This is a genomic window from Acinetobacter sp. 102, from assembly GCF_037028485.1.
Taxonomy (GTDB): domain Bacteria; phylum Pseudomonadota; class Gammaproteobacteria; order Pseudomonadales; family Moraxellaceae; genus Acinetobacter; species Acinetobacter higginsii.
Genome location: NZ_JAZEZK010000004.1, coordinates 93,621 through 114,320, shown reverse-complemented (window position 1 = coordinate 114,320; position 20,700 = coordinate 93,621). Strand labels below are relative to the sequence as shown.

The window sequence follows — 20,700 nt, the reverse complement described above, 5'->3', positions numbered from 1 at the left end:
TGGCAACAGCAATCCTAAGTCGTTATTTTGCCAACCACAAAGGTTGGCAAAATAACTCATTAAGTCAATATTAATCTGCGTAAGCTGGATAATCAATATAGCCTTTTTCCGTCCCACCATACATAGTGCTTGCATCTACTGCATTCAATGGCCAGCCATTGGCGATGCGATCGGGTAAATCTGGATTCGCAATAAATGGGCGTCCAAATGCAATTAAATCGGCCAGCCCTGCCTCTAAAATTCGAGTCCCTCTTTCTGCCGTATATCGACCTGCATAAATAATCCGACCACTGAAAGTGTCTCTGACATCTTTACGAAAATCATGAGGAAGTTCTGGTGCATTATCCCAATCAGCTTCTGCAATCGATAAATAGGCAATCCCAACTTCTTCAAGTATTTTTATGGCTTCAATATAAGTCACATGTGGATCATCTTCAACCAACCCCATGTAAACACGATCTTCCTCTGTACTTTCAAATAGCGGGGCAAAACGCACTCCTAAACGATCTGCACCAACCACCTCAGCAACTGCCTGTACTACTTCACGTAAAAAACGCAAACGATTGTTTAGTGATCCCCCATATTCATCTTCACGGTGGTTACTATGTGCAGAGATAAATTGATTTACCAAATAACCATTTGCACAATGAATTTCAACCCCATCAAAACCAGCAGCCAAGGCATTGCGTGCTGCTTGAGCATAGAGTTGCACTAATTCTTTAACCTCTGCATTGCTTAAAGCACGTGGCATGGAAGGATCAGCCAAGGCCCCCGCATTGGGCCCGGTCTCAATAAAGACTTTAACATTACTATCAGCCCCAATAGCCGAAGGCGCGACCGGTGATGCATGATTGGGTTGCAAAGATGTATGTGAAACACGCCCAACATGCCAAAGTTGTGCAAAAATAATGCCTCCTTTAGCATGCACTGCTTCCGTCACTTTACGCCATCCAGCAATCTGTTCAGGACTGTAAATACCGGGAGTCCAAGCATAGCCTTGACCACGTGGCTCGATTTGCGTACCTTCGGTGACCATAAATCCTGCCCCGGTACGCTGTTGATAATAGGTTGCCATCAATTCATTTGGAATATTCCCTGGCTGAGTACTGCGCGACCGCGTTAATGGTGGCAATACAATACGGTTTTGCAAAACATAAGGGCCTAAGTTTAAGTTTTGAAAAAGTTTGCTGGCTTTCATTTCATTGTATCCAAGTAATCATGACTAAATTGATCTAAATTAAAAAAATACCCTTCCTTCCTGTATATAGAAAATTAAAGGAAGGAAAGCTATTCACTCAGGCCCTTCACCATTAAGGGAGGGTTATTTTGCTTATTGCGTCAGTTGCTCAGCGTCAGAAGTTTATTCACTGCTAAGCACCACAACAGACACCAGCTACTCTTTATTTCAACAATTGAAGTAATGCTGAGGCAGTTGCAGCAGAAGATGCTGGATTTTGTCCAGTAACCAGCAAGCCATCAACTTGAACATATACTTGCCAATCATCTACTTTAGAATAATGACCACCGTTTTCTTTAAGCATGTCTTCAACTAAAAATGGTACAATTTCAGTCAAACCTACAGCGGCCTCCTCAGTATTGGTGAAACCAGTCACTAATTTACCGCTCACTAAAGGCGCTCCATTACTCGCTTTCACATGACGAAGAACACCCGGGGCATGACACACTGCTGCAACAGGTTTGCCAGACTGAATCGCCTGTTCAATCACAGAAATTGAAATCGGATCTTCTGCTAAATCCCACAATGGGCCATGCCCGCCTGGATAAAACACTGCATCATAATCAGCTACAGAGATTTCGCTAAGTTTATGCGTCTGTGCCAATGCTTGCATTGCAGTTGGATCTGCTTCAAAACGATGAGTGGTTTCAGTTTGTGCTTCTGCCAAATTACTTTTAGGATCTAGTGGTGGCTGCCCACCTTGAGGCGACGCCAGCGTAACTTCAGCACCAGAGTCAATAAAGGTGTAATACGGTGCAGCAAGTTCTTCTAGCCAGAAACCTGTTTTCTTACCCGTATTGCCAAGTTGATCATGTGAGGTTAAAACGATTAAAATTTTCATGTTATTTCTCCGATATTTTTCAGGATTGAGGAGCATTGTTGCATGATCACTTGTCGTGTAGCGTGACCATGACAGATACGCTTATTTAGATACTCGTCTCGAGAATTTGGCGACTGATCTCTAATGAAACAGTTTTATGTTCGCCTAGCTGTGTAAGATTGTGTGATTTAAGTTGCGTAATGATGATCTCAATATCCGTCTCCCCCAGTCCATAATCGCTAAGACGAGTCGGCAATCCAAGTTGCTCAAAGAAGGCTCGAGTACGAGCAATAGCAGTATCAATACGTTGTTCTTCATCACCTTCGACAATCTGCCAGACTCGAGCTGCATACTGTAGTAATTTTTCTCGCTTCTCTTGACGACGCACTTGTAGATTGGCCGGCAACACAATGGCCAAGGTACGAGCATGATCAATACCATGTAAAGCCGTGAGCTCATGCCCAATCAAATGGGTTGACCAATCTTGTGGTACACCAGCTCCAATTAGCCCATTCAGTGCCATGCTAGCAGCCCACATCAAATTCGCACGCGTGTCATAATCTGCTGAATCTTCCAAGATTTTCGGCCCAATCTCAATCAGAGTTTGCAATAGACCTTCGGCAAAACGATCTTGTACTTGTGCATTGACAGGGTAAGTTAAGTACTGTTCCATGACATGAATAAATGCATCAACCACGCCATTTGCTAACTGGCGCGTCGGCAAACTAAAAGTTTTATTCGGATCGAGTACGGAAAATTGCGGAAAAACATAGGGGCTGCTAAATGACAATTTGGCTTGGGTCGATTTTCTGGTGACTACCCCACCGCTATTCATTTCTGAACCAGTTGCTGGAAGGGTGAGTACACTCGCAAAGGGCAAAGCTTGAGTAATTTTAGTACCATGGGTTTCTAAAATCTCCCATGTATCCCCTGTATAATTGACTGCTGCTGCAATAAATTTAGTACCATCAATTACCGATCCACCACCGACAGCCATCAAGAAATCAATATTTTGTTCTCGAATCAGCTCTACAGCTTTCATGAGGGTTTCATAACTCGGATTCGGCTCAATTCCGCCAAATTCATGAATTTCTCTTGCACCTAATGCTTCACGCACTTCAGCTAAAGTACCATTCTTACGTGCACTTTCACCACCAAACAACATTAATACTTTTGCTTCTGTAGGCACATAGTCATTGATTTTAGCTATTGTATCGCCACCAAAAATAATGCGGGTCGGATTATAAAAGTTAAAATTCAGCATATTTTTATCCTAGGATGATCAGCTAATTGATTTGAAAAACCACCGTTATTCATCAAATAAACTTTAAAAAATTGGACAACATTGCGGCTTTTGACTGCACCATGTGCTAACTATACATAAAAATAGACCAGTCGTCTATTTTTATAAAAAATATCTCAGCTTGCCGACTTGTGTGATGGTTAAACAAATTCAGGCTTGTTCTATATCACTTTTATTATTGATGTATTTTCACGAGCGATAGTTGGATGGAAGGTATCATCACGTATGACTACTGATATGGTCGTGAACGCATTCGCTAAAGCAGTGAATGGCTCATACAAAATAGCAATAATTAAATATTTTAAAAGCAGATTGGCATGGTTTAAGAGATGTACAAATGCGACAGTAAATTAGATATATTGGTTCAATATAAAGCATGTATATCGGTGCATTCGTTTATTTACCCTGTTTTGGATATTGACCCATGTAAATGATGAGATTAAGCCATTAAATAAAGTAGCCCAACTTGAATAAAAAGCCTCTGACAAACCTCACAGGGTTGAAGTGCTGCCTTTCATTCAAAATTTCAGGCAGCACATTTATACATTTAAGCGTCGGTTTAAGCTGGTAGTTTACTTGCCAAAACATCTACTTTTTCAATAGACGGTGGCTCTGAAAATAGCTCTTCGGCCTGAGCCATCAACGCAGCTGCAACCTTGCCAGATAAATGTGCTTGGCGACCCGCCTCATCAGGAAATGCATCAAAAATACCAAATGTTGTAGGTCCAAGACGTAGGCCAAACCACGCAACTGTCGCAGGTTCTTCCATTACAATAGGTAAACCGGCTTTAAGGAAAGCTTCCACTTCGTCTTCTTTACCCGGTTTAGCTTCAAGACGGACATATAAAGCTGTTTTAAGCATGACTAAACTCCACTATTGATTAAAATTAAAACTCATTCTGACATTGCTAATGTATGCATGTCAGAAAGTTTTGTTGTACAAAAGTTAAAAACAATTTTCCATAGCTGAGCCAAAATCTGGGTGTTTATTTCGACATAATGCTATGAATTTATTCAAGTTAATATCATTAACATTTGAATCAAAAAATATTGCTCAAGAAGCATTCAAGAACAACATGTACATCCTCATATCTATGAAAGTTATTTAGCTAGGAATTTGCTGTGAAACTCTATATGTTTCTCTATAAAGCTCGCAATGAAGTAATAGCTATGGTCATACCCTTCTCTTAGGTTAAGTGTAAGAGGATATTCTTGTTCCAAACAAATATTACTAAGAAGATTAGGTCTTAACTGTTCTTCAAGAAAATCATCAGCTGTTCCCTGGTCGACTAAAATAGGTAAATGAACTTCAGCGTTTTTGATTAATTCAATCGCATCATAGCTTTTCCATAAAGTTTCGGTTTCACCTAGGTAGTGTGTAAAAGCCTTTTTCCCCCAAGGTACTTGGCTAGGTGCAACAATTGGTGCAAAAGCAGAAATACTTTTATACAGCTCAGGGTTTTTTAACCCAATTACTAATGCACCATGACCACCCATGCTATGACCCATAATGCTTTGGACTTGATTGGTCGGAAAATTCAGGTCAATCAGATTTCTGAGTTCTTCCACAATATAATCATACATTTTGAAATGCTGTGACCAGGGTGCTTGTGTTGCATTCACATAGAATCCTGCGCCTTGGCCTAAATCATAATCTGCATGATCTGGTACATCCTCTCCACGTGGGCTGGTATCTGGTGCAACAATAATGACTTTATGTTCAGCCGCATACTTTTGTGCTCCGGCTTTAGTAATAAAGTTCTGTTCGTTGCAAGTCAGCCCTGATAACCAATATAAAACTGGCAACCGCTCATCTTTGTCATGAGGTGGCAGATATATTGAGAATTTCATTGAACAGTTTAATGCTGTTGACTGATGGCGATACACTTCTTGCGATCCACCAAAAGAAGCATGTTTCTCAATTATTTCCATAATCAATTACCTATGTTGAGCAAGACTTCATGAGAAATCGAGTAAACAAAGAGTCTCACATTCTCCACAGAGAATAGTGATAAAGATTTAAAATGTAGGCAGGTTTATTGAACCTATACACGATGCCTACACAGATAGATCGGTTTTACAGATAATGTGCCGTTTTAGAGGATTCCATGCATGTCATTCATGATGCACATGCATGGAAAACTATAAGGTCTGACGCAATTATTCGTAATGAATTACAGTACGAATTGACTTACCTTCATGCATTAGATCAAAGGCTTCATTGATCTGATCCAAGCCCATCGTATGTGTCACAAATGGTTCTAATTGAATTTTACCTTTCATGGCATCTTCAACCATTCCTGGAAGTTGCGTACGACCTTTTACGCCACCAAAGGCAGAACCTAGCCATTTACGACCAGTAACCAGTTGGAATGGACGGGTAGAGATTTCCTGACCTGCGCCAGCTACACCAATAATTACGGATTGTCCCCAGCCACGGTGTGCACTTTCAAGGGCTGCACGCATCACATTCACGTTACCAATACACTCAAATGAATGATCTACACCCCAGCCAGTCATTTCGACAATGACTTGCTGGATTGGTTTGTCGTAATCTTTAGGGTTCAAGAAGTCCGTTGCACCAAACTCTTTTGCCAGCGCAAATTTATCTGGATTCATGTCAACCACAATAATACGTCCTGCTTTAGCTTGACGTGCGGCTTGTACGACTGCCAAACCAATACCACCTAAACCAAAGACCGCAACACTATCACCTTCTTGTACTTTAGCCGTGTTGTGTACTGCACCGATACCTGTTGTTACACCACAACCCAGTAAGCAGACATGTTCGTGATTGGCTTCAGGATTGATTTTAGCCAATGATACTTCTGCCACTACCGTGTATTCACTGAACGTTGAGCAGCCCATATAGTGGTAAATCGGTTGACCATTGTAGGAAAAACGAGTGGTACCATCTGGCATTACGCCTCTACCTTGAGTTTCGCGAACGGAAATACACAAGTTCGATTTTCCAGATTTACAGAATACGCACTCGCCACATTCAGCGGTGTAAAGTGGAATGACATGATCACCTGGTTTGACGCTAGTTACGCCTTCACCAACCTCAACGACAACACCAGCACCCTCATGACCGAGAATAGCCGGAAAAACACCTTCAGGATCATCGCCAGATAAAGTAAATGCGTCGGTATGACACACACCGGTATGGGAGATCTTGATTAATACTTCACCTTTCTTCGGTGGTGCAACATCAACTTCAACAATTTGAAGAGGTTGACCAGGACCAAACGCAACGGCAGCACGTGACTTCATGGAATAATTCCTTATACAGATCTATTTTAAATATGATTTTAGAATCTTAGCGATTTCAGCCAATTCTTCTTTTCGTTGTTGTTCTGTGGTTTCACCTGATACTAAAGTGTCCTTTAAATGAACCTCTAACATCTCATTCATTAAACCATTAATAGCACCACGCACAGAGCATATTTGTTGCAGAATTGCACCACATTCCACATTGTCTTCTAACGCTTTTTCAATCGCTTGCGTCTGACCTTTGATCTTTCTGACGCGTAGAAGAATCTTTTTTTTGTCTTCAACCTGATTAGGCATCAGACCTCCTTATTTGCTAGCTTTTATACTATAGTACCCCATAGTATAAAAAAAGCAATATTTTTTATAAATCGAAAATCAAAAAGCTCTTTAGCGAAAATTTTCTATCCCTGTTTTTAGTTTTTTTTAAATTAACATCATAGAGCTTATGCGAAAGTCACAAAAAAATGGGACTTTTAGCTCCCATTTTTTATTTTGGCTCATGTTCTTTGTAATGCTGTGACCTTTTAGAATTATGTTTCAAATTTTAGCCACTTTGTAGATATTTTAAACGTTTCAAGCCTTGAAAATACTACCGACAGTTTAGATTAAACTGCCTTTACAGACTGTACTAGAATATTTTTAGTGAGCGGATGATATTTATTATTCATTATTTAGGAATTATTAAATCCTATAAATATCATTTATTGGATTAATTTACTTTGGTACTGTGCATATCATCCCCCAGTTAAGAATAAGGAACAACTATGAATAAGATGATGAATGCTCTTATCCTAGAAAATTTTGGCGATCATGAATTTACACGTGTAGAACTCCCTATACCTCAACCAGAGGCTGGGCAAGTTCTAGTACGTATTCATGCTAGTGGTGTAAACCCTATTGATTATAAAATTCGTCTTGGTGAAGCACCATATGCTATGCCAGAACTTCCTGCCGTGTTAGGAACAGATATGGCTGGGGTTGTAACTGCTGTTGGTGAAGGTGTCACCCACTTCAACGTCGGAGATGAAGTTTACGGTCTGATAGGTGGCGTTCGTGGTCTTCAAGGATCTTTAGCAGAATATGTTGTAGCAGATGCTGATCTGATCGCATTAAAGCCACGCAATATCTCTATGCGCGAGGCAGCAGTACTACCATTGACGTTCCTCACCGCTTGGGAAGGTTTAGTGGATAATGCGAAGGTCCAACCAGGGCAAACTGTACTGGTTCAGGGTGGTGCTGGTGGCGTTGGTTATATGGTGGTTCAGCTTGCAAAAGCACTTGATGCAAATGTTTGGGCGACTGGTCGTACAGCTGATCAATCACTGATTTCAGAACTCGGTGCAACACCTCTCGATTACACAACAGCATCTTCCGATGACATTATTGCTGCAAGCCCTGAGGGTCAAGGTTTTAACATTGTTTACGACACTGTGGGTGGTCCAGTACTCGAAGCTTCACTTTCCATGACAACTCACTATGGCCACATTACCAGCTGTGCTGCATTTGGTAATCATAATTTAGCGAGTTCATCTCTACGTTGTGCCACAGTGTCTGGCGTATTCGTCCTAATGCCGATGTTAACAGGCAATCGCCGTGCTCATCATGGTGATATCCTTAAGATCGCGACTCGTCTCGTTGAGGAAGGTAAACTGCGTCCTATTGTTGATCCTCGTCATTTTACTCTAGACCAAGCGATTGAGGCTCATGATGCTGTTCAAGATCGCTCTGCCAATATTAAGGTCGTGATTGATGTCATTTAATGCACTTCAGGCCAAGACTTGGCGCTTCAATTCTATTGGAGATCCAGATGTTCTGACATTAGAAACACTTCCTGTGGCTTTACCAGCCGCAGGAGAAGTTCTAATCCAGATGAAAACGATCGGACTCAACCGGGCTGATGTAATGTTTCGGCGTGGTACTTATATTCAAAAGGCAGTATTCCCTTCTCGTCTGGGATATGAGGGAGCAGGCATAGTTCTGGCGATAGGTGAAGGTGTACGCCAATTTTCTCCAGGAGATGCAGTATCGATTCTTCCGACTGACAATCTAGCCAAATATGGGACATATGCGGACAAGCTTCTGATTCCAGAAACTTTTTTAGTTCACAAACCCGATAGTTTAAGTTGGGAAGAAGCTTCTTCAATCTGGATGCAGTATTTGACGGCTTGGGGTGGTGTAATCCATGCTGGTGGAGTTTCGAAAGGAAAAACGATCTTGATCACAGCAGCTTCAAGTAGTGTAGGACTAGCTGCGATACAGATAGCTGAAGCAGCGGGTGCTAAGGTCATTGCAAGTACACAAACGATAGAGAAAAAGCAACGTTTACTGGATCTCGGTGTTAAAAATGTTATAGCCAGTGAAGATGAACCAGATTTGTATGAGGCGCTTGTTTCACGTTTGGGTGGAGAATATCTTGATGTCGCCTTCGATGCTGTAGGAGGGCCACATATTGAACAGATTGCAAAAGCGATGTCTATAGGAGGAACTATGGTTATGCATGGTGCACTTAGCCCGGAGATCACACCATTTCCCCTTAAAGTTGCATTACGCAAGAGCTTAACCATGCGAGGTTTTTTGTTCCTTGAGGTTCTCCATGACCCTGTTCTAAGGGAGCAAGCCAGACGATTTATTCTTAGCAGTATAGGTGCAGGATATCTTCGTCCAGTGATCGACTGTTGCTTTGACTTTGAGGACATGCATGATGCTCAGCGCTATCTTGAATCAAATCAGCAAATAGGAAAAATTGTTGTTACTCTAAATACATGATGGTCTTATCTGATTTCTACTTTCTAGAAAAAAGGTTAGTTCCATCTGATTCAGGTTTCTATATGGCCCAGCACTTCCGTTAAGTAATCAAACAATGCTCTGATTCGCAAAGGTGTCGGGCCCCGCTGTGGACGATATAAATACAGGCGCCAAACGGGAGAGGTTTCCTCATGAAGTATCTGAATGAGCTTACCACTCCTAAGCCACGGCAAAACTAGAAATCCAGGCATGTGTCCGAATCCGACTCCAGCGAGAATCGCTTGAAATTCAGCTTCTAGATCATCTGTAATAAAACGGGGATTTGATGGCGTAAAGTTTCGACTTTCGGTGAATGTCCATGGCCAGTAACGCCCTGTTTTATGATCGACTAGTGCTGTTAGAGGGTATTTATCAAGGTCAATAATTTTTTTAGGCATTCCAACCTTATCAATTAACTCTGGCGTACCCACAGAATAAAAGTTCACTTTCGCCAATTCCCTTGCTACATATCGATTGTCCGGCAAAAATCCAAATCTGATCCCGATATCTATCCGCTCATCGATCACATCCGAGTGTGAATCTGTTAGCACACAATCCACGACAATATCTGGATAACGTGTGGCAAATTCTGCTAGTGCAGGTACTACCAATTTACGCCCTAACACAGACGACACAGTAAGACGGACAGTCCCACGCATTTCATCTCGTTTTTCCTTGGTGTCTTTTACAAGCAAAGCATCAATGGATCCCACCGCAAAACGTGCTTGCTTTGCCAAACGCTCACCATCAGCGGTAATTTTAATTTGTCGAGTACTCCTGTAGAACAGAATCTCTCCGCGCTGCTCTTCTAGCTCTTTTATTGCCCGTGTCACTACCTGTGGGGAAATACCCAGCTGAGTTGCTGCCTCTTTAAAATTTCGAGACTCTGCTGCGACACAAAAGATACGTATCATTTCCAATTTGTTCTGCATGTCCAATCCTGTGTTCTGGTAATTATTCCGTAAATAGGAATTCTGAAAGATAATATTATTCATTTATTATACCTAACAAGGCTGTAATACTTAATCCAGCAAATATGATTGACAGATAGGTTGAAGGTTACTTGTATGAATAATATAGAAAATAAAGTTATTGTTATCACAGGTGCAAGTAGTGGTTTAGGTGAAGCTACTGCTCGCTTACTTGCTAAAAAAGGTGCAAAGGTTGTACTTGGTGCTAGACGTAATGAAAAATTAGAGGCTATTGTTCACGACATTCGTGCTGAAGGTGGTCAAGCTGAATTTATTGGTATGGATATAACCAAACCACATGAAGTACAAGCACTTATTGAAAAGGCATTAAGCGCATTTGGTCAAATCGATGTATTGGTAAACAATGCTGGATTAATGTCTATTGCACCATTAAGTGAGCTAAAAGTTGATGAATGGGATCGTATGATCGACATTAATATTAAAGGTGTTCTTTATGGTATAGCAGCTACCCTACCTGTTTTCCAAAAACAAAACTTTGGACACTTTATTAATCTCGCATCTGTTGCAGGGATAAAAGTATTTAGTCCAGGAGGTACTGTTTATAGCGGTACTAAGTTTGCTGTAAGAGCCATCTCAGAAGGACTTCGTCATGAAGTTGGGGGAACCATTAGAACGACTACTATTGAGCCTGGTGCAGTTGAGTCAGAACTAAAATTTGGTTCTTCTCATAAAGAAAGCTCAGAGTTTGTTACTGATTTCTACAAACAAGCCATACCAGCTGACTCAGTCGCTCGAGCAATTGCTTATGCAATTGAACAGCCTGCGGATGTAGATATTAATGAAATTGTTTTGCGCCCAACGAGCCAAGAGTTTTAATTATTGAATAACATAAAATGGGAGCACTTCGCTCCTATTTTTACTATATTTTTTAAATTTAAGGACAAATCTATGAAAGCCGTATCGTATGTTATAAATAACCATGATGATTTTAAAAATTCATTGGTAGATATTGAAAAAGCAAAGCCTACGCTTAAGGAGCGTGATGTACTGGTAAAAGTTCAGGCAATCTCTGTGAATCCAGTTGATACCAAAGTGAGAAAAAATTCGTCTGAAGCAAATAATCGTATTTTAGGTTGGGATGCCGTTGGGGAAATTATCGAAGTTGGCTCAAAAGTTACCTCGTTTAAAGTAGGAGATTCTGTTTGGTATGCTGGCGATTTAACCCGAGATGGTAGTAATGCTGAGTTTCAAGCAGTCGATGAACGAATTATCAGTCTTAAACCAATTACAGTATCTAATGCAGAAGCAGCAGCATTGCCATTAACTGCAATAACGGCATGGGAAATGCTTTTTGATCGGTTTCAAATTTCAGAAACAGAAGTTGGCAGTATTTTAATTATTGGTGGTGCAGGCGGTGTAGGATCAATCGCTATCCAACTCCTAAAAGCAAAAACAAATCTGACGGTTATAGCAACTGCTTCGCGTGAAGAAACGAAATCTTGGGTGGAATCACTTGGTGCCGACCATGTCATTGATCATAGCAAAGATTTAAATGCACAAATTGAGACACTAGGCATTGCAAAACCAAAATACGTATTCTCTACAAATCATACAGAAACATATATCAAGCAAATAGTTTCTCTGATTGCACCACAAGGCAAGCTTGGATTGATCGATGATCCACAAACATTTGATATTATGCCGTTTAAGACTAAATCTATTTCTATCCATTGGGAGTTGATGTTCACTCGTTCAATGTATGAAACCGATGATATTGAAAAGCAAGGTGATCTGTTGCAACAGGTTGCCCAATTAGTTGACCAGCAAAAAATTAGAAGTACCCTCAACCAAAATCTAGGCAAAATTAACGCTTCACACTTGGAGAAGGCGCATAAGTTACTTGAATCAGGCAAGTCAAAAGGCAAAATTGTACTAGAAAACTTCTAAAACAAATTAAAGGTGAAATAATGACTATTTCAGTAATTGCGAACTTTAAGGCAAAATCAGATCAAAAAGAGAGGTTAGAAGCGCTTTTACAAAGTGTAATAGAGCCTACGCTTCAAGAAGAAGGATGCTTGAAATATGAGCTTTATATTAGCGAAAATGACTCGAGTAGATATTTCTTCTTAGAAGAATGGCGTAGCAGGGAGGATTTAGATATCCATATAGCGTCTGATTATATTCAAAGTTTATTTGGTAATATCCAATCGCTCATTGAATCAAGTGATATTGTAGAAATCAAAAAAATATAGCCTTCTTGCTCTTTTCATCAATTTGCTTGGCCTGAGTACTGGTATCATTCAGGCCAATACCCTCCCGTAAAGTTAGATCCACGTAATACACAGGTTGGCGATAGCTTTGTGTGGTGCTTTTGTCTCTTAAAGTGAGTTGCAATGGTAGGCACGACAGTAAGCCTCCTGAAGCTGCACTGTAGTAACTCAATCGTGTAGCCAAGGTTCGAATACTATTAAAGCCAGGGGTTCTAAAGATGAAGGTCCCAAATTCATCTGAGTCATCCAAATTCATATGCAAGCACCCATAGGGGATTTATCCATAATTGAAAGTATTGTTATCTTTTTAATCTATATTTTTGCTTCGGACTTTTCGGTTTATCAGGAATGGTACGTTCAATCAAATTTGCTTCTATTGCTGGATTCAAGTAATTCTTTTGGAACGTTGCTCGATGCGTTAAACCCACAAATTGCATCAACTCAGCCAAGGTATAATCATCTTGCCCTAATGCTGAAATTAAACGCTGTACTTGATCACTGAGTTCTTTATGGACATGTATGCCAGCTTGAGCGGTAACATGATCGCTAGCTTGAGCGGTGTCTTGATCGCTTTGTGTAGAGTCAAGGATTGCATCTAAAATCATCTGCAAAATGAATTCAATAAATGGTGCTGAATCAGTACGATCTGTACTTGCTTGCAATGCTTCGTAATAAGCTTTTTGATTTTGATAGATCAGACTTTCAACTGGGATATTGGCAAAGATTGAATTCCACCCACTCAGGATCAATGTTTGCCATAGTCTACCCATTCGGCCATTACCATCTGCAAATGGATGGATAAATTCAAACTCATAATGAAATACTGAACTTTGGATTAGTGGATGTATTTCTCTATCATTTAACCATTCTAGTAAATCAGCCATTAAACGTGGAACTTGATTGGCAGGTGGAGCCATATGTACCACTCGATCACCTGACATTACGCCCACACCACCATGACGATATTGACCGATTTCATCAATCAAGCCTGTCATTAAAATTTGATGTGCTTGTAATAAGTCTACTTCTTGGCTTGGCTGCCATTGTTGAAATGCTTCATAGGCTTTAATGGCATTGCGCACTTCCTGAACTTCTTTCGGAGGTGCAATCACAGTCTTACCATTTAGAATCGCCGTGATTTGTTCTGTACTTAACGTATTCCCTTCTATCGCAAGTGAACCTTGAATAGTACGGATACGATTGGCTTTTCTGAGTTTTAAGCTGTCCTGAATTTCCTCTAAAACAGTCAAACGCCCTATATTCTCACTGATCTGAGCAATCAGATGAATGATTTTTGAGGTGATGGTATAAGGCGGTTGGTATTTCATACTAAATTTTTCCCCCTACCCCTTTAAACTTTTCAACGAACGCTGCAATTTTTTGAAAAATGCTCTGCTTTTTGGTTAAGTATTGTGGGTTTAATGGACTCATTTTAGGCAGAATAGCATTGAGCTCAGTGCCATTATCACTGGCAAATTCCCGTTTCAGCGAGGTCGCAATATAACGTCTCGCTGCATCCTCATTCAGGTTCTCGGCGCCAATCAGTTCTTGTACTTCACGCTGTTGTTCTGCTTGAGCAAAGGTGAAGAAAGTATCAATCACGCTAGCCTTATCACCAATCTGATCTAAGTCTGTTTGATTAATAAAATCGACCAGTAGACTTTCTTTGGCACGGTTGCCTAGGTTAGCACGGATCACTCGGCGCACATCCTCAACTAACGTTGCCTTATCTTTCACCTTTTTATTGTTCTCAAAAATCAGCTCTAGAATGTAATCCAGATTGATTTCTTGTGATTTCAGCAAGTCTACTTCAAAAACTACATCATCCCAATCAATGGTCGATTTTTCTTTTTGTTCAGCCAATTTTTCCCGACGTAACCAATCACGAATATCATTATAAGTGGAACGGTAATCTTGGATTTTTCGTTCAGCTGGCATCTGAATGGTTTGCAAGGCTGACAGATCCTCATCGCTTAAGTAATGTTGGGTCTTGAATACTTCAACTGCCACAAGGTCATTCGCATCAACATTCTGCAAAGCCTTTAGGCTGGCGTATTCATCGTAGTTTTGCAACACATTTTCTACACGCAAGTATTCGCCAAATAATTTCGTAAAGGCTTTTTTATCTGATTCTTTAAAAATTTCATCGGGGTTAGGAAAGCGTTGTTCTAATTCTTTCACAATATCCACAAAACCGCGCCGTGCATCACCAGTCACCACATCGGTAAAGCCTTCCATGTATTCCTTATAACTTTTTTCTAGCACCACATTCTTAGTGTTTTTATCACCAAATAAAGTAATCGCATCAATGGTCGCTTGCTCTAGGTCTCGAAAAGTAACAATATTGCCGAACGTTTTGGTGGCATCATAAATACGATTGGTACGCGAATAGGCCTGCATCAACCCATGATAACGTAGATTTTTATCTACAAATAAAGTGTTAAGCGTAGGGGCATCGAATCCTGTCAGGAACATCCCTACCACAATCAGCAAATCTATTTCTTTGGCTTTGACTTGCTTGGCAAGATCACGGTAATAATTTTGAAAACCCTTACTATCAACACTAAAATTGGTTTTAAACAATTTATTGTAGTCCGCAATTGCGGCGTTTAAAAACTCTTTTGCACTACTGTTCATGGCTGAAATATCAAAACTTTCATCCTGAATATCACCTACGGCATCTTGCTCCTCATTGGCTGCAAAGGAAAAAATAGTGGCAATCTTTAAAGGCTTGTCACTGTTTTTTTGCAGGTTGTTGAGTGACTCATAATACAGCTTGGCAGCTTCTACACTACTGACGGCAAACATGGCATTAAAGCCCTTGCTACCCGCTTGTAAGCGGTGCGTTTTCTGGCGGAAATTATTCAGGATGTACTGGCTAATTTCACGGATGCGGTCGGGATGCAATAAGGCTTGTTTGTTTTCCGCTGCACTGAGTTTTTTCTCATCCTGTTCGGTTTCGATGATTTTAAACTGTGGACGTACATCATTGTAGTCCACTTTAAATTTCAGCACTTTCTCATCACGAATCGCATCGGTGATGACATAAGAATGCAACTCACGGCCAAATACGCTGGCTGTAGTTTCAGCACTAAGGGCGTTTTGTGGAAAAATAGGCGTACCCGTAAAGCCAAACTGATAGTACTTTTTAAACTTCTTCTTCAGGTTTTTCTGAGCTTCACCAAACTGGCTGCGATGACATTCATCAAAAATAAATACTACTTGCTTGTTATAAATGGGCAAGTCACCTTCACTTTTAATCAGGTTATTGAGTTTTTGGATGGTGGTGACAATAATTTTATTATCATCTTTATCCAAGTTCCGTTTTAAACCTGCGGTACTGTCTGAACCATTGACGCTATCGGGCGAAAAGCGCTGGTATTCTTTCATGGTCTGATAATCAAGGTCTTTGCGATCTACCACAAAAAAAACCTTGTCAATAAAATCCAGCTCAGTTGCTAAACGTGCTGCTTTAAAACTGGTCAAGGTTTTGCCAGAACCTGTAGTGTGCCAAATAAAACCGCCACTTTCGGTATTGTTCCAGTTTTTGGCTTGATACGAACTTTGGACTTTCCACAAAATGCGCTCGGTAGCCGCAATCTGGTAAGGACGCATCACCAACAAGGTATCGCTGATATCGAAAACAGAGTAATGCAGCAGCACATTCAGCAAAGTATTTTTTTGGAAAAAAGTAGCCGTGAAGTCCTTCAGATCTTTGATTAGGCTATTATCGGCCTTGGCCCAGTTCATAGTGAAGTCGAAACTATTTTTATTACGTGTCGTCGTATTGGCAAAATAACGACTATCAGTCCCATTAGAAATCACAAACAGCTGTAAATATTTATAGAGGGAATTTTCGCTATTAAAACTTTCTTTGCTGTAACGGTGTACCTGATTAAAAGCTTCACGGATGGCGATGCCACGTTTTTTTAGTTCGACCTGCACCAAAGGCAAGCCATTTACTAAAATGGTGACATCGTAACGGTTTGCATGGCTGCCTTTTTGCTCAAACTGCTTAATCACCTGCACTTTATTACGAGCAACGTTCTTCTTATCTAAAAGGTAGATGTTTTGAATATGCCCATCATCAAAGACAAAATCATGAATATAGTCGTCATGAATCTTGCGGGTTTTATCAACAACACTGTCACTCGGTCTATCCAAATAGATTTCAACAAAGCGTAACCATTCGCCATCAGAAAACTGTACGTTATTCAATGCTTGAAGTTGCTCACGTACATTTGCCAACAAAGCTTTAGCATTGTTTAAAATGGGCAAATATTCATAGCCTTGATTGACCAAGTCCTGAATGAATTCGCGCTCTAAATCCCCTTCACTTTGGTAGCTGTCAACCGCTTGCCATTCTTTGCAATATTTATCTAAGACAATAAAATTGTTAGTTTCGGCAATAGGCTTATAATTAGTCATGGTTTTGATTCCATTGATTTTTGACCGAGAAGATAGGTCCAAAGTGATTTTTAGAATTTTTTAGATAAAATTGCGTTTAAATTTTTCGTGATTTTCAATATTGCTTTGAATATCTTCATGATTCCAAATTTGCAATTCCCAAGGGAAATAAAAATTACTTCTGTTTTTAAAGTAGATATGCAAACCACGATAGCCTTCTTTATCCCGCAAATACCAGTTTTTAAGGTTTAGTTCATCTTGCCAGTCATCCAGCAAATCCATCACGCTCTCAATTTCTTCAGTCGTTAAAATAATACGTGCACCAAAAATATCATTAAGCCAATTGTTTACAGGATATTGGTCTTCACGAGCAGAATAGCGCTGTATTTTGTCATCAATACTTTCACGGGTTTTTACTCGGTAAAAATATTTGATGTCTATATCTGCGGTCATCAAGTAGTCATTAATGCTTTCGTGTAAGGTTAAACGGTATTTATAAATATGTGCAGCAGGCACGTGCCGAATGGTTTTAGAGAGGTTAATTTTCTCAATTTTGCCATGTTCAAAATAATCCTTGGAAAAATCACGGTGCAAACGGTTAACTTCGCGAATGAGTTGTTTGACTTGACCAATTTTTTCCATGTTGGTGCTCCACAAATATCAATGTGATGGGATAGATGACTGAGGAAAACTTAATAGCAAATCACGGTAATACTCATACTGTTTTTGGCGTAGCTCAATTTCACGTGGTAAACCTTCAGTAATTGAACTGGTTAAAGTATCGAATTTATCTAAAATAGTGACAATTCGCTTTTGCTCATCAAGGTGAGGAATTGGAACATAAAAAGAAAAGAGTTTACTACTTTCAATAGATGCTACAGATCCGCCTGTTTTCCTAGCTGCCCGCAAAATATCCTCCCCTCTTGATCTAATCATATGTGCAAGGTAACTAGGCATAATATGGTTGTGTGGTATTACAGCTTTCATGTCTTGATTAAGTGCAACAGGTACAGGAATTAGTGCACTTGGCAGTAATTTATCTAAAATACTTGAGCGAACAACTATTGCAATTGAGTTTGCTGGTACTAACTTTGTCGAAGAGTTTTCAATCGCATCTTCGGTAATATAGTCCTGAGCTGAATCAACAATTGGTCGCCCCATATCTTTAGGCGAAACCCATGGGATAGTTCCATTTTCCCAATAATCACTATGGCTTTTAGATGGAGTTCCCCCACCGTACCAAGTACCAACATCTCTCAACGTCATCCATTTAGCCTCTATCCGCCGTCCGCTCTCGTCCGCTCTCGTCCGCTCTCGTCCGCTCTCGTCCGCTCTCGTCCGCTCTCGTCCGCTCTCGTCCGCTCTCGTCCGCTCTCGTCCGAAGGCGATTGTGCTTCGCTCATATCAAATGTCAATAATTTATCTCTAAAATATTGATATTGTTGATTTCTCAGTTTAAGCTCCGCAGTCAGCTCCGCAGTCATAGCAGTAAATGCATCCAAAATTCGTACAATTTCGGCTTGAATTTCAAGGGATTTTTTAGGATTCTCTGGGCTTGGAATGGGGATTTGAAATTTTCTAAAACCATCCATATCTACAGAGGCAAAACTTGACATCGTTGTATTTTTTTTACACCAATCTGCCAATAAAAAACAATAATAAAAAATAAACTTCATATCAAAAACTTTTACATAGCTATCTTTCAAACTTAAATTGGTAAACCTTTGATTTGCCAAATATGGAACAGTAATTAATGCATGTTCACCAATCGTGGCCGATGTTGAAATTATGATGGAATTGGCAGGAAATAATTTCCCCCCTTTTACAGCACTTTCCGAGATTTTTTGTAATGAGTCTCCAAGGATTTGACCATTCTCGCGGATGTCATCCATCCTAAACCACGGAACAGAACCATTTTCCCAAAATTCTTTTTTTGATGTCGATGGTGTATAGCCATTTTTTAAATGAAATATTTCTGAAACTGCTTTCCATTCAACCTGTGCGCCATCAAGTAGCTTTTGCATAAAATCTGTATTACTCATACCACGTCTTCCCCTTCAATCTCTGCCACTATCGCATCAATCTCTTTACGAAGTTGATCAATTTTAGTCACAGTGGTTTTTAACTCGGCATTAAGCTGAAAAATATCCACCTTTTCACGCGTGTCTTTGGCTTCAACATAGCTACTCACGGACAGATTATAATCGTTGGATTGAATCGCCTCTAAAGGTACAGACTGGGCAAAATGGTCTAAATTGGCCTTGCTGTCAAACACCTGCATGATCTGTTCAATGTGTTCATTTGTCAGAGTATTGGTATTGGTTTCTTTTTTGAATAACCCACCAGCATCTATAAACTGGGTTGTAGTGTCTGTTTTATGTTTGGATAGAACCAGAATGGTGACAGCAATGGTGGTGCCATAAAACAAGTTCGATGCAAGCGAAATGACCGTTTCTACATAGTTATTATCTACCAAATATTGGCGAATTTTCTGCTCAGCACCACCTCGGTAAAAAATACCAGGGAAGCACACAATGGCCGCTCGACCCTTAGCAGATAAATAACTTAAGGTATGAAGCACAAAGGCAAAATCGGCTTTAGATTTGGGAGCAAGTACGCCTGCTGGGGCAAAGCGTTCATCATTGATTAAAGTGGGGTCATCCGAACCAATCCATTTCACCGAATACGGTGGGTTAGACACAATCGCATCAAAAGGTTTGTCATCGCCAAAGTGAGGTTCTCTTAACGTATCGCCTAACTGGATATTAAACTTGTCGTAGTTAATGTTGTGCAAGAACATATTCATACGCGCAAGGTTGTAGGTCGTATGATTGAGCTCTTGTCCAAAAAAACCGTCTTCTATAATGTGAGCATCAAAATGTTTTTTGGCTTGTAAAAGTAAAGAACCCGAACCACAAGCAGGATCATAAATTTTATTGACGCTGGTTTGTTTGTGCATGGCAAGCTGGGCAATCAACTTTGACACATGCTGCGGAGTAAAAAATTCTCCTCCTGATTTTCCTGCATTGGCTGCATAGTTAGAAATCAGAAACTCGTAAGCATCACCAAACAGGTCGATATGACTGCCTTGAAAATCCCCAAAATGTAACCCTGCTACGCCCTTGAGCACAGCAGCCAAGCGGATATTTTTATCTTTGACAGTATTACCCAAACGGTTACTGGTTGTGTCAAAGTCAGCAAATAGGCCTTTAATGTCCTGCTCCGACGGGTAGCCATTGGCAGAACTTTCTATAGCAGCAAAGATAGCAGCTAAGTCAGTATTCAAACTCTCGTTATTATTCGCATTTTTAGCAATATTGCCGAACAATTGACTTGGGTAGATGAAGTAACCCTTGGTTTTAATCGCATCGTCTTTGATATCTGTAGTAATAACTTGGTCAGAAAGTTCAGCATATTTAATGCTGTCGTCACCGCCTTCGATATAACTGGCAAAATTTTCACTAATAAAACGATAAAATAGCGTACCTAAAACATATTGCTTGAAGTCCCAGCCATCAACTGCGCCACGGACATCGTTGGCTATCTGCCAGATTTGGCGTTGCAGTGCTGCGCGTTGTTGGGTACTGGTCATTTACAAATCCTGTAAAAAAAAATAAGAATCAAAGTTAAAACGAATATTAACCTATAAGTTAATATTCAAATACAAGATAAAT

Annotated in this window: 17 protein-coding genes and 2 pseudogenes; 5 read left to right on the top strand and 14 right to left on the bottom strand. The window is 40.2% G+C overall.

Annotated features, from left to right (window positions below):
* Positions 1 to 70 precede the first annotated feature (70 nt).
* The 7 genes from WA352_RS05410 to WA352_RS05375 form a co-directional block, all read right to left on the bottom strand.
* The gene (locus WA352_RS05410; protein ID WP_005206923.1) at positions 71 to 1,198 is read right to left on the bottom strand and encodes an alkene reductase; all 1,128 of its coding nucleotides are present in this window, start codon (positions 1,196 to 1,198) and stop codon (positions 71 to 73) included.
* Between the two features lie 202 nt (positions 1,199 to 1,400).
* Positions 1,401 to 2,078, bottom strand: a complete 678-nt coding sequence (locus WA352_RS05405; RefSeq protein WP_005206921.1) for a type 1 glutamine amidotransferase domain-containing protein — start codon at positions 2,076 to 2,078, stop codon at positions 1,401 to 1,403.
* Between the two features lie 85 nt (positions 2,079 to 2,163).
* The gene (locus tag WA352_RS05400) at positions 2,164 to 3,321 is read right to left on the bottom strand and encodes an iron-containing alcohol dehydrogenase (protein ID WP_005206919.1); all 1,158 of its coding nucleotides are present in this window, start codon (positions 3,319 to 3,321) and stop codon (positions 2,164 to 2,166) included.
* A gap of 598 nt (positions 3,322 to 3,919) precedes the next feature.
* Positions 3,920 to 4,222, bottom strand: a complete 303-nt coding sequence (locus WA352_RS05390) for a putative quinol monooxygenase (RefSeq protein ID WP_000920558.1) — start codon at positions 4,220 to 4,222, stop codon at positions 3,920 to 3,922.
* A gap of 239 nt (positions 4,223 to 4,461) precedes the next feature.
* Complete coding sequence (gene fghA / locus WA352_RS05385) at positions 4,462 to 5,292, bottom strand: S-formylglutathione hydrolase (protein WP_005312120.1); 831 nt, start codon at positions 5,290 to 5,292, stop codon at positions 4,462 to 4,464.
* Positions 5,293 to 5,520: 228 nt separating this feature from the next.
* Positions 5,521 to 6,633: an S-(hydroxymethyl)glutathione dehydrogenase/class III alcohol dehydrogenase gene (locus WA352_RS05380; RefSeq protein WP_000842149.1), complete on the bottom strand. Its 1,113-nt coding sequence runs from the start codon at positions 6,631 to 6,633 to the stop codon at positions 5,521 to 5,523.
* A gap of 21 nt (positions 6,634 to 6,654) precedes the next feature.
* The gene (locus tag WA352_RS05375) at positions 6,655 to 6,930 is read right to left on the bottom strand and encodes a metal/formaldehyde-sensitive transcriptional repressor (protein ID WP_001133624.1); all 276 of its coding nucleotides are present in this window, start codon (positions 6,928 to 6,930) and stop codon (positions 6,655 to 6,657) included.
* 467 nt (positions 6,931 to 7,397) lie between these two features.
* Here WA352_RS05375 and WA352_RS05370 point away from each other — a divergent pair, with 467 nt between their 5' ends.
* Both WA352_RS05370 and WA352_RS05365 read left to right on the top strand, forming a co-directional pair.
* Positions 7,398 to 8,393 carry a zinc-dependent alcohol dehydrogenase family protein gene (locus tag WA352_RS05370; RefSeq protein WP_005206914.1) on the top strand — a complete coding sequence of 332 codons (996 nt, stop codon included), beginning with the start codon at positions 7,398 to 7,400 and terminating at the stop codon, positions 8,391 to 8,393.
* A complete protein-coding gene (locus WA352_RS05365) occupies positions 8,383 to 9,399 on the top strand; it encodes a zinc-dependent alcohol dehydrogenase family protein (protein WP_005312118.1) in 1,017 nt (338 codons plus the stop codon). Before WA352_RS05370 ends, WA352_RS05365 begins: the two co-directional genes overlap by 11 nt.
* 50 nt (positions 9,400 to 9,449) lie before the next feature.
* Here WA352_RS05365 and WA352_RS05360 read toward each other — a convergent pair whose 3' ends face one another.
* Positions 9,450 to 10,349, bottom strand: coding sequence for a LysR family transcriptional regulator (locus WA352_RS05360; protein WP_005206908.1), 900 nt, complete (start codon positions 10,347 to 10,349; stop codon positions 9,450 to 9,452).
* Between the two features lie 135 nt (positions 10,350 to 10,484).
* Here WA352_RS05360 and WA352_RS05355 point away from each other — a divergent pair, with 135 nt between their 5' ends.
* The 3 genes from WA352_RS05355 (at position 10,485) to WA352_RS05345 (ending at position 12,601) form a co-directional block, all read left to right on the top strand.
* Complete coding sequence (locus tag WA352_RS05355) at positions 10,485 to 11,225, top strand: SDR family oxidoreductase (RefSeq protein ID WP_005228682.1); 741 nt, start codon at positions 10,485 to 10,487, stop codon at positions 11,223 to 11,225.
* Between the two features lie 72 nt (positions 11,226 to 11,297).
* Positions 11,298 to 12,296, top strand: coding sequence for a zinc-binding alcohol dehydrogenase family protein (locus WA352_RS05350; RefSeq protein WP_005206904.1), 999 nt, complete (start codon positions 11,298 to 11,300; stop codon positions 12,294 to 12,296).
* A gap of 20 nt (positions 12,297 to 12,316) precedes the next feature.
* Positions 12,317 to 12,601, top strand: coding sequence for a putative quinol monooxygenase (locus tag WA352_RS05345; RefSeq protein ID WP_005206902.1), 285 nt, complete (start codon positions 12,317 to 12,319; stop codon positions 12,599 to 12,601).
* On the opposite strand, the pseudogene WA352_RS05340 reads toward WA352_RS05345, so the two are convergent.
* The 6 genes and pseudogenes from WA352_RS05340 to WA352_RS05310 all read right to left on the bottom strand — a co-directional run.
* A pseudogene (locus WA352_RS05340) lies at positions 12,591 to 12,893 on the bottom strand (recombination directionality factor); the annotation flags it as partial. The gene WA352_RS05345 and the pseudogene WA352_RS05340 sit on opposite strands and share 11 nt — an antisense overlap.
* Before the next feature lie 25 nt (positions 12,894 to 12,918).
* Positions 12,919 to 13,947 carry a Fic family protein gene (locus WA352_RS05335; protein ID WP_005312115.1) on the bottom strand — a complete coding sequence of 343 codons (1,029 nt, stop codon included), beginning with the start codon at positions 13,945 to 13,947 and terminating at the stop codon, positions 12,919 to 12,921.
* Position 13,948: 1 nt separating this feature from the next.
* Positions 13,949 to 17,047 carry an HsdR family type I site-specific deoxyribonuclease gene (locus WA352_RS05330; RefSeq protein ID WP_005312113.1) on the bottom strand — a complete coding sequence of 1,033 codons (3,099 nt, stop codon included), beginning with the start codon at positions 17,045 to 17,047 and terminating at the stop codon, positions 13,949 to 13,951.
* 60 nt (positions 17,048 to 17,107) lie between these two features.
* Positions 17,108 to 17,668, bottom strand: a complete 561-nt coding sequence (locus WA352_RS05325) for a hypothetical protein (RefSeq protein ID WP_005206896.1) — start codon at positions 17,666 to 17,668, stop codon at positions 17,108 to 17,110.
* Positions 17,669 to 17,686: 18 nt separating this feature from the next.
* A pseudogene (locus tag WA352_RS21835) lies at positions 17,687 to 19,068 on the bottom strand (restriction endonuclease subunit S).
* Positions 19,065 to 20,618 (bottom strand): type I restriction-modification system subunit M, encoded by a 1,554-nt coding sequence (locus WA352_RS05310; RefSeq protein WP_005206893.1) that lies wholly within the window; start codon positions 20,616 to 20,618, stop codon positions 19,065 to 19,067. The pseudogene WA352_RS21835 and the gene WA352_RS05310 overlap by 4 nt, the downstream one beginning before the upstream one ends.
* Positions 20,619 to 20,700: the final 82 nt, after the last annotated feature.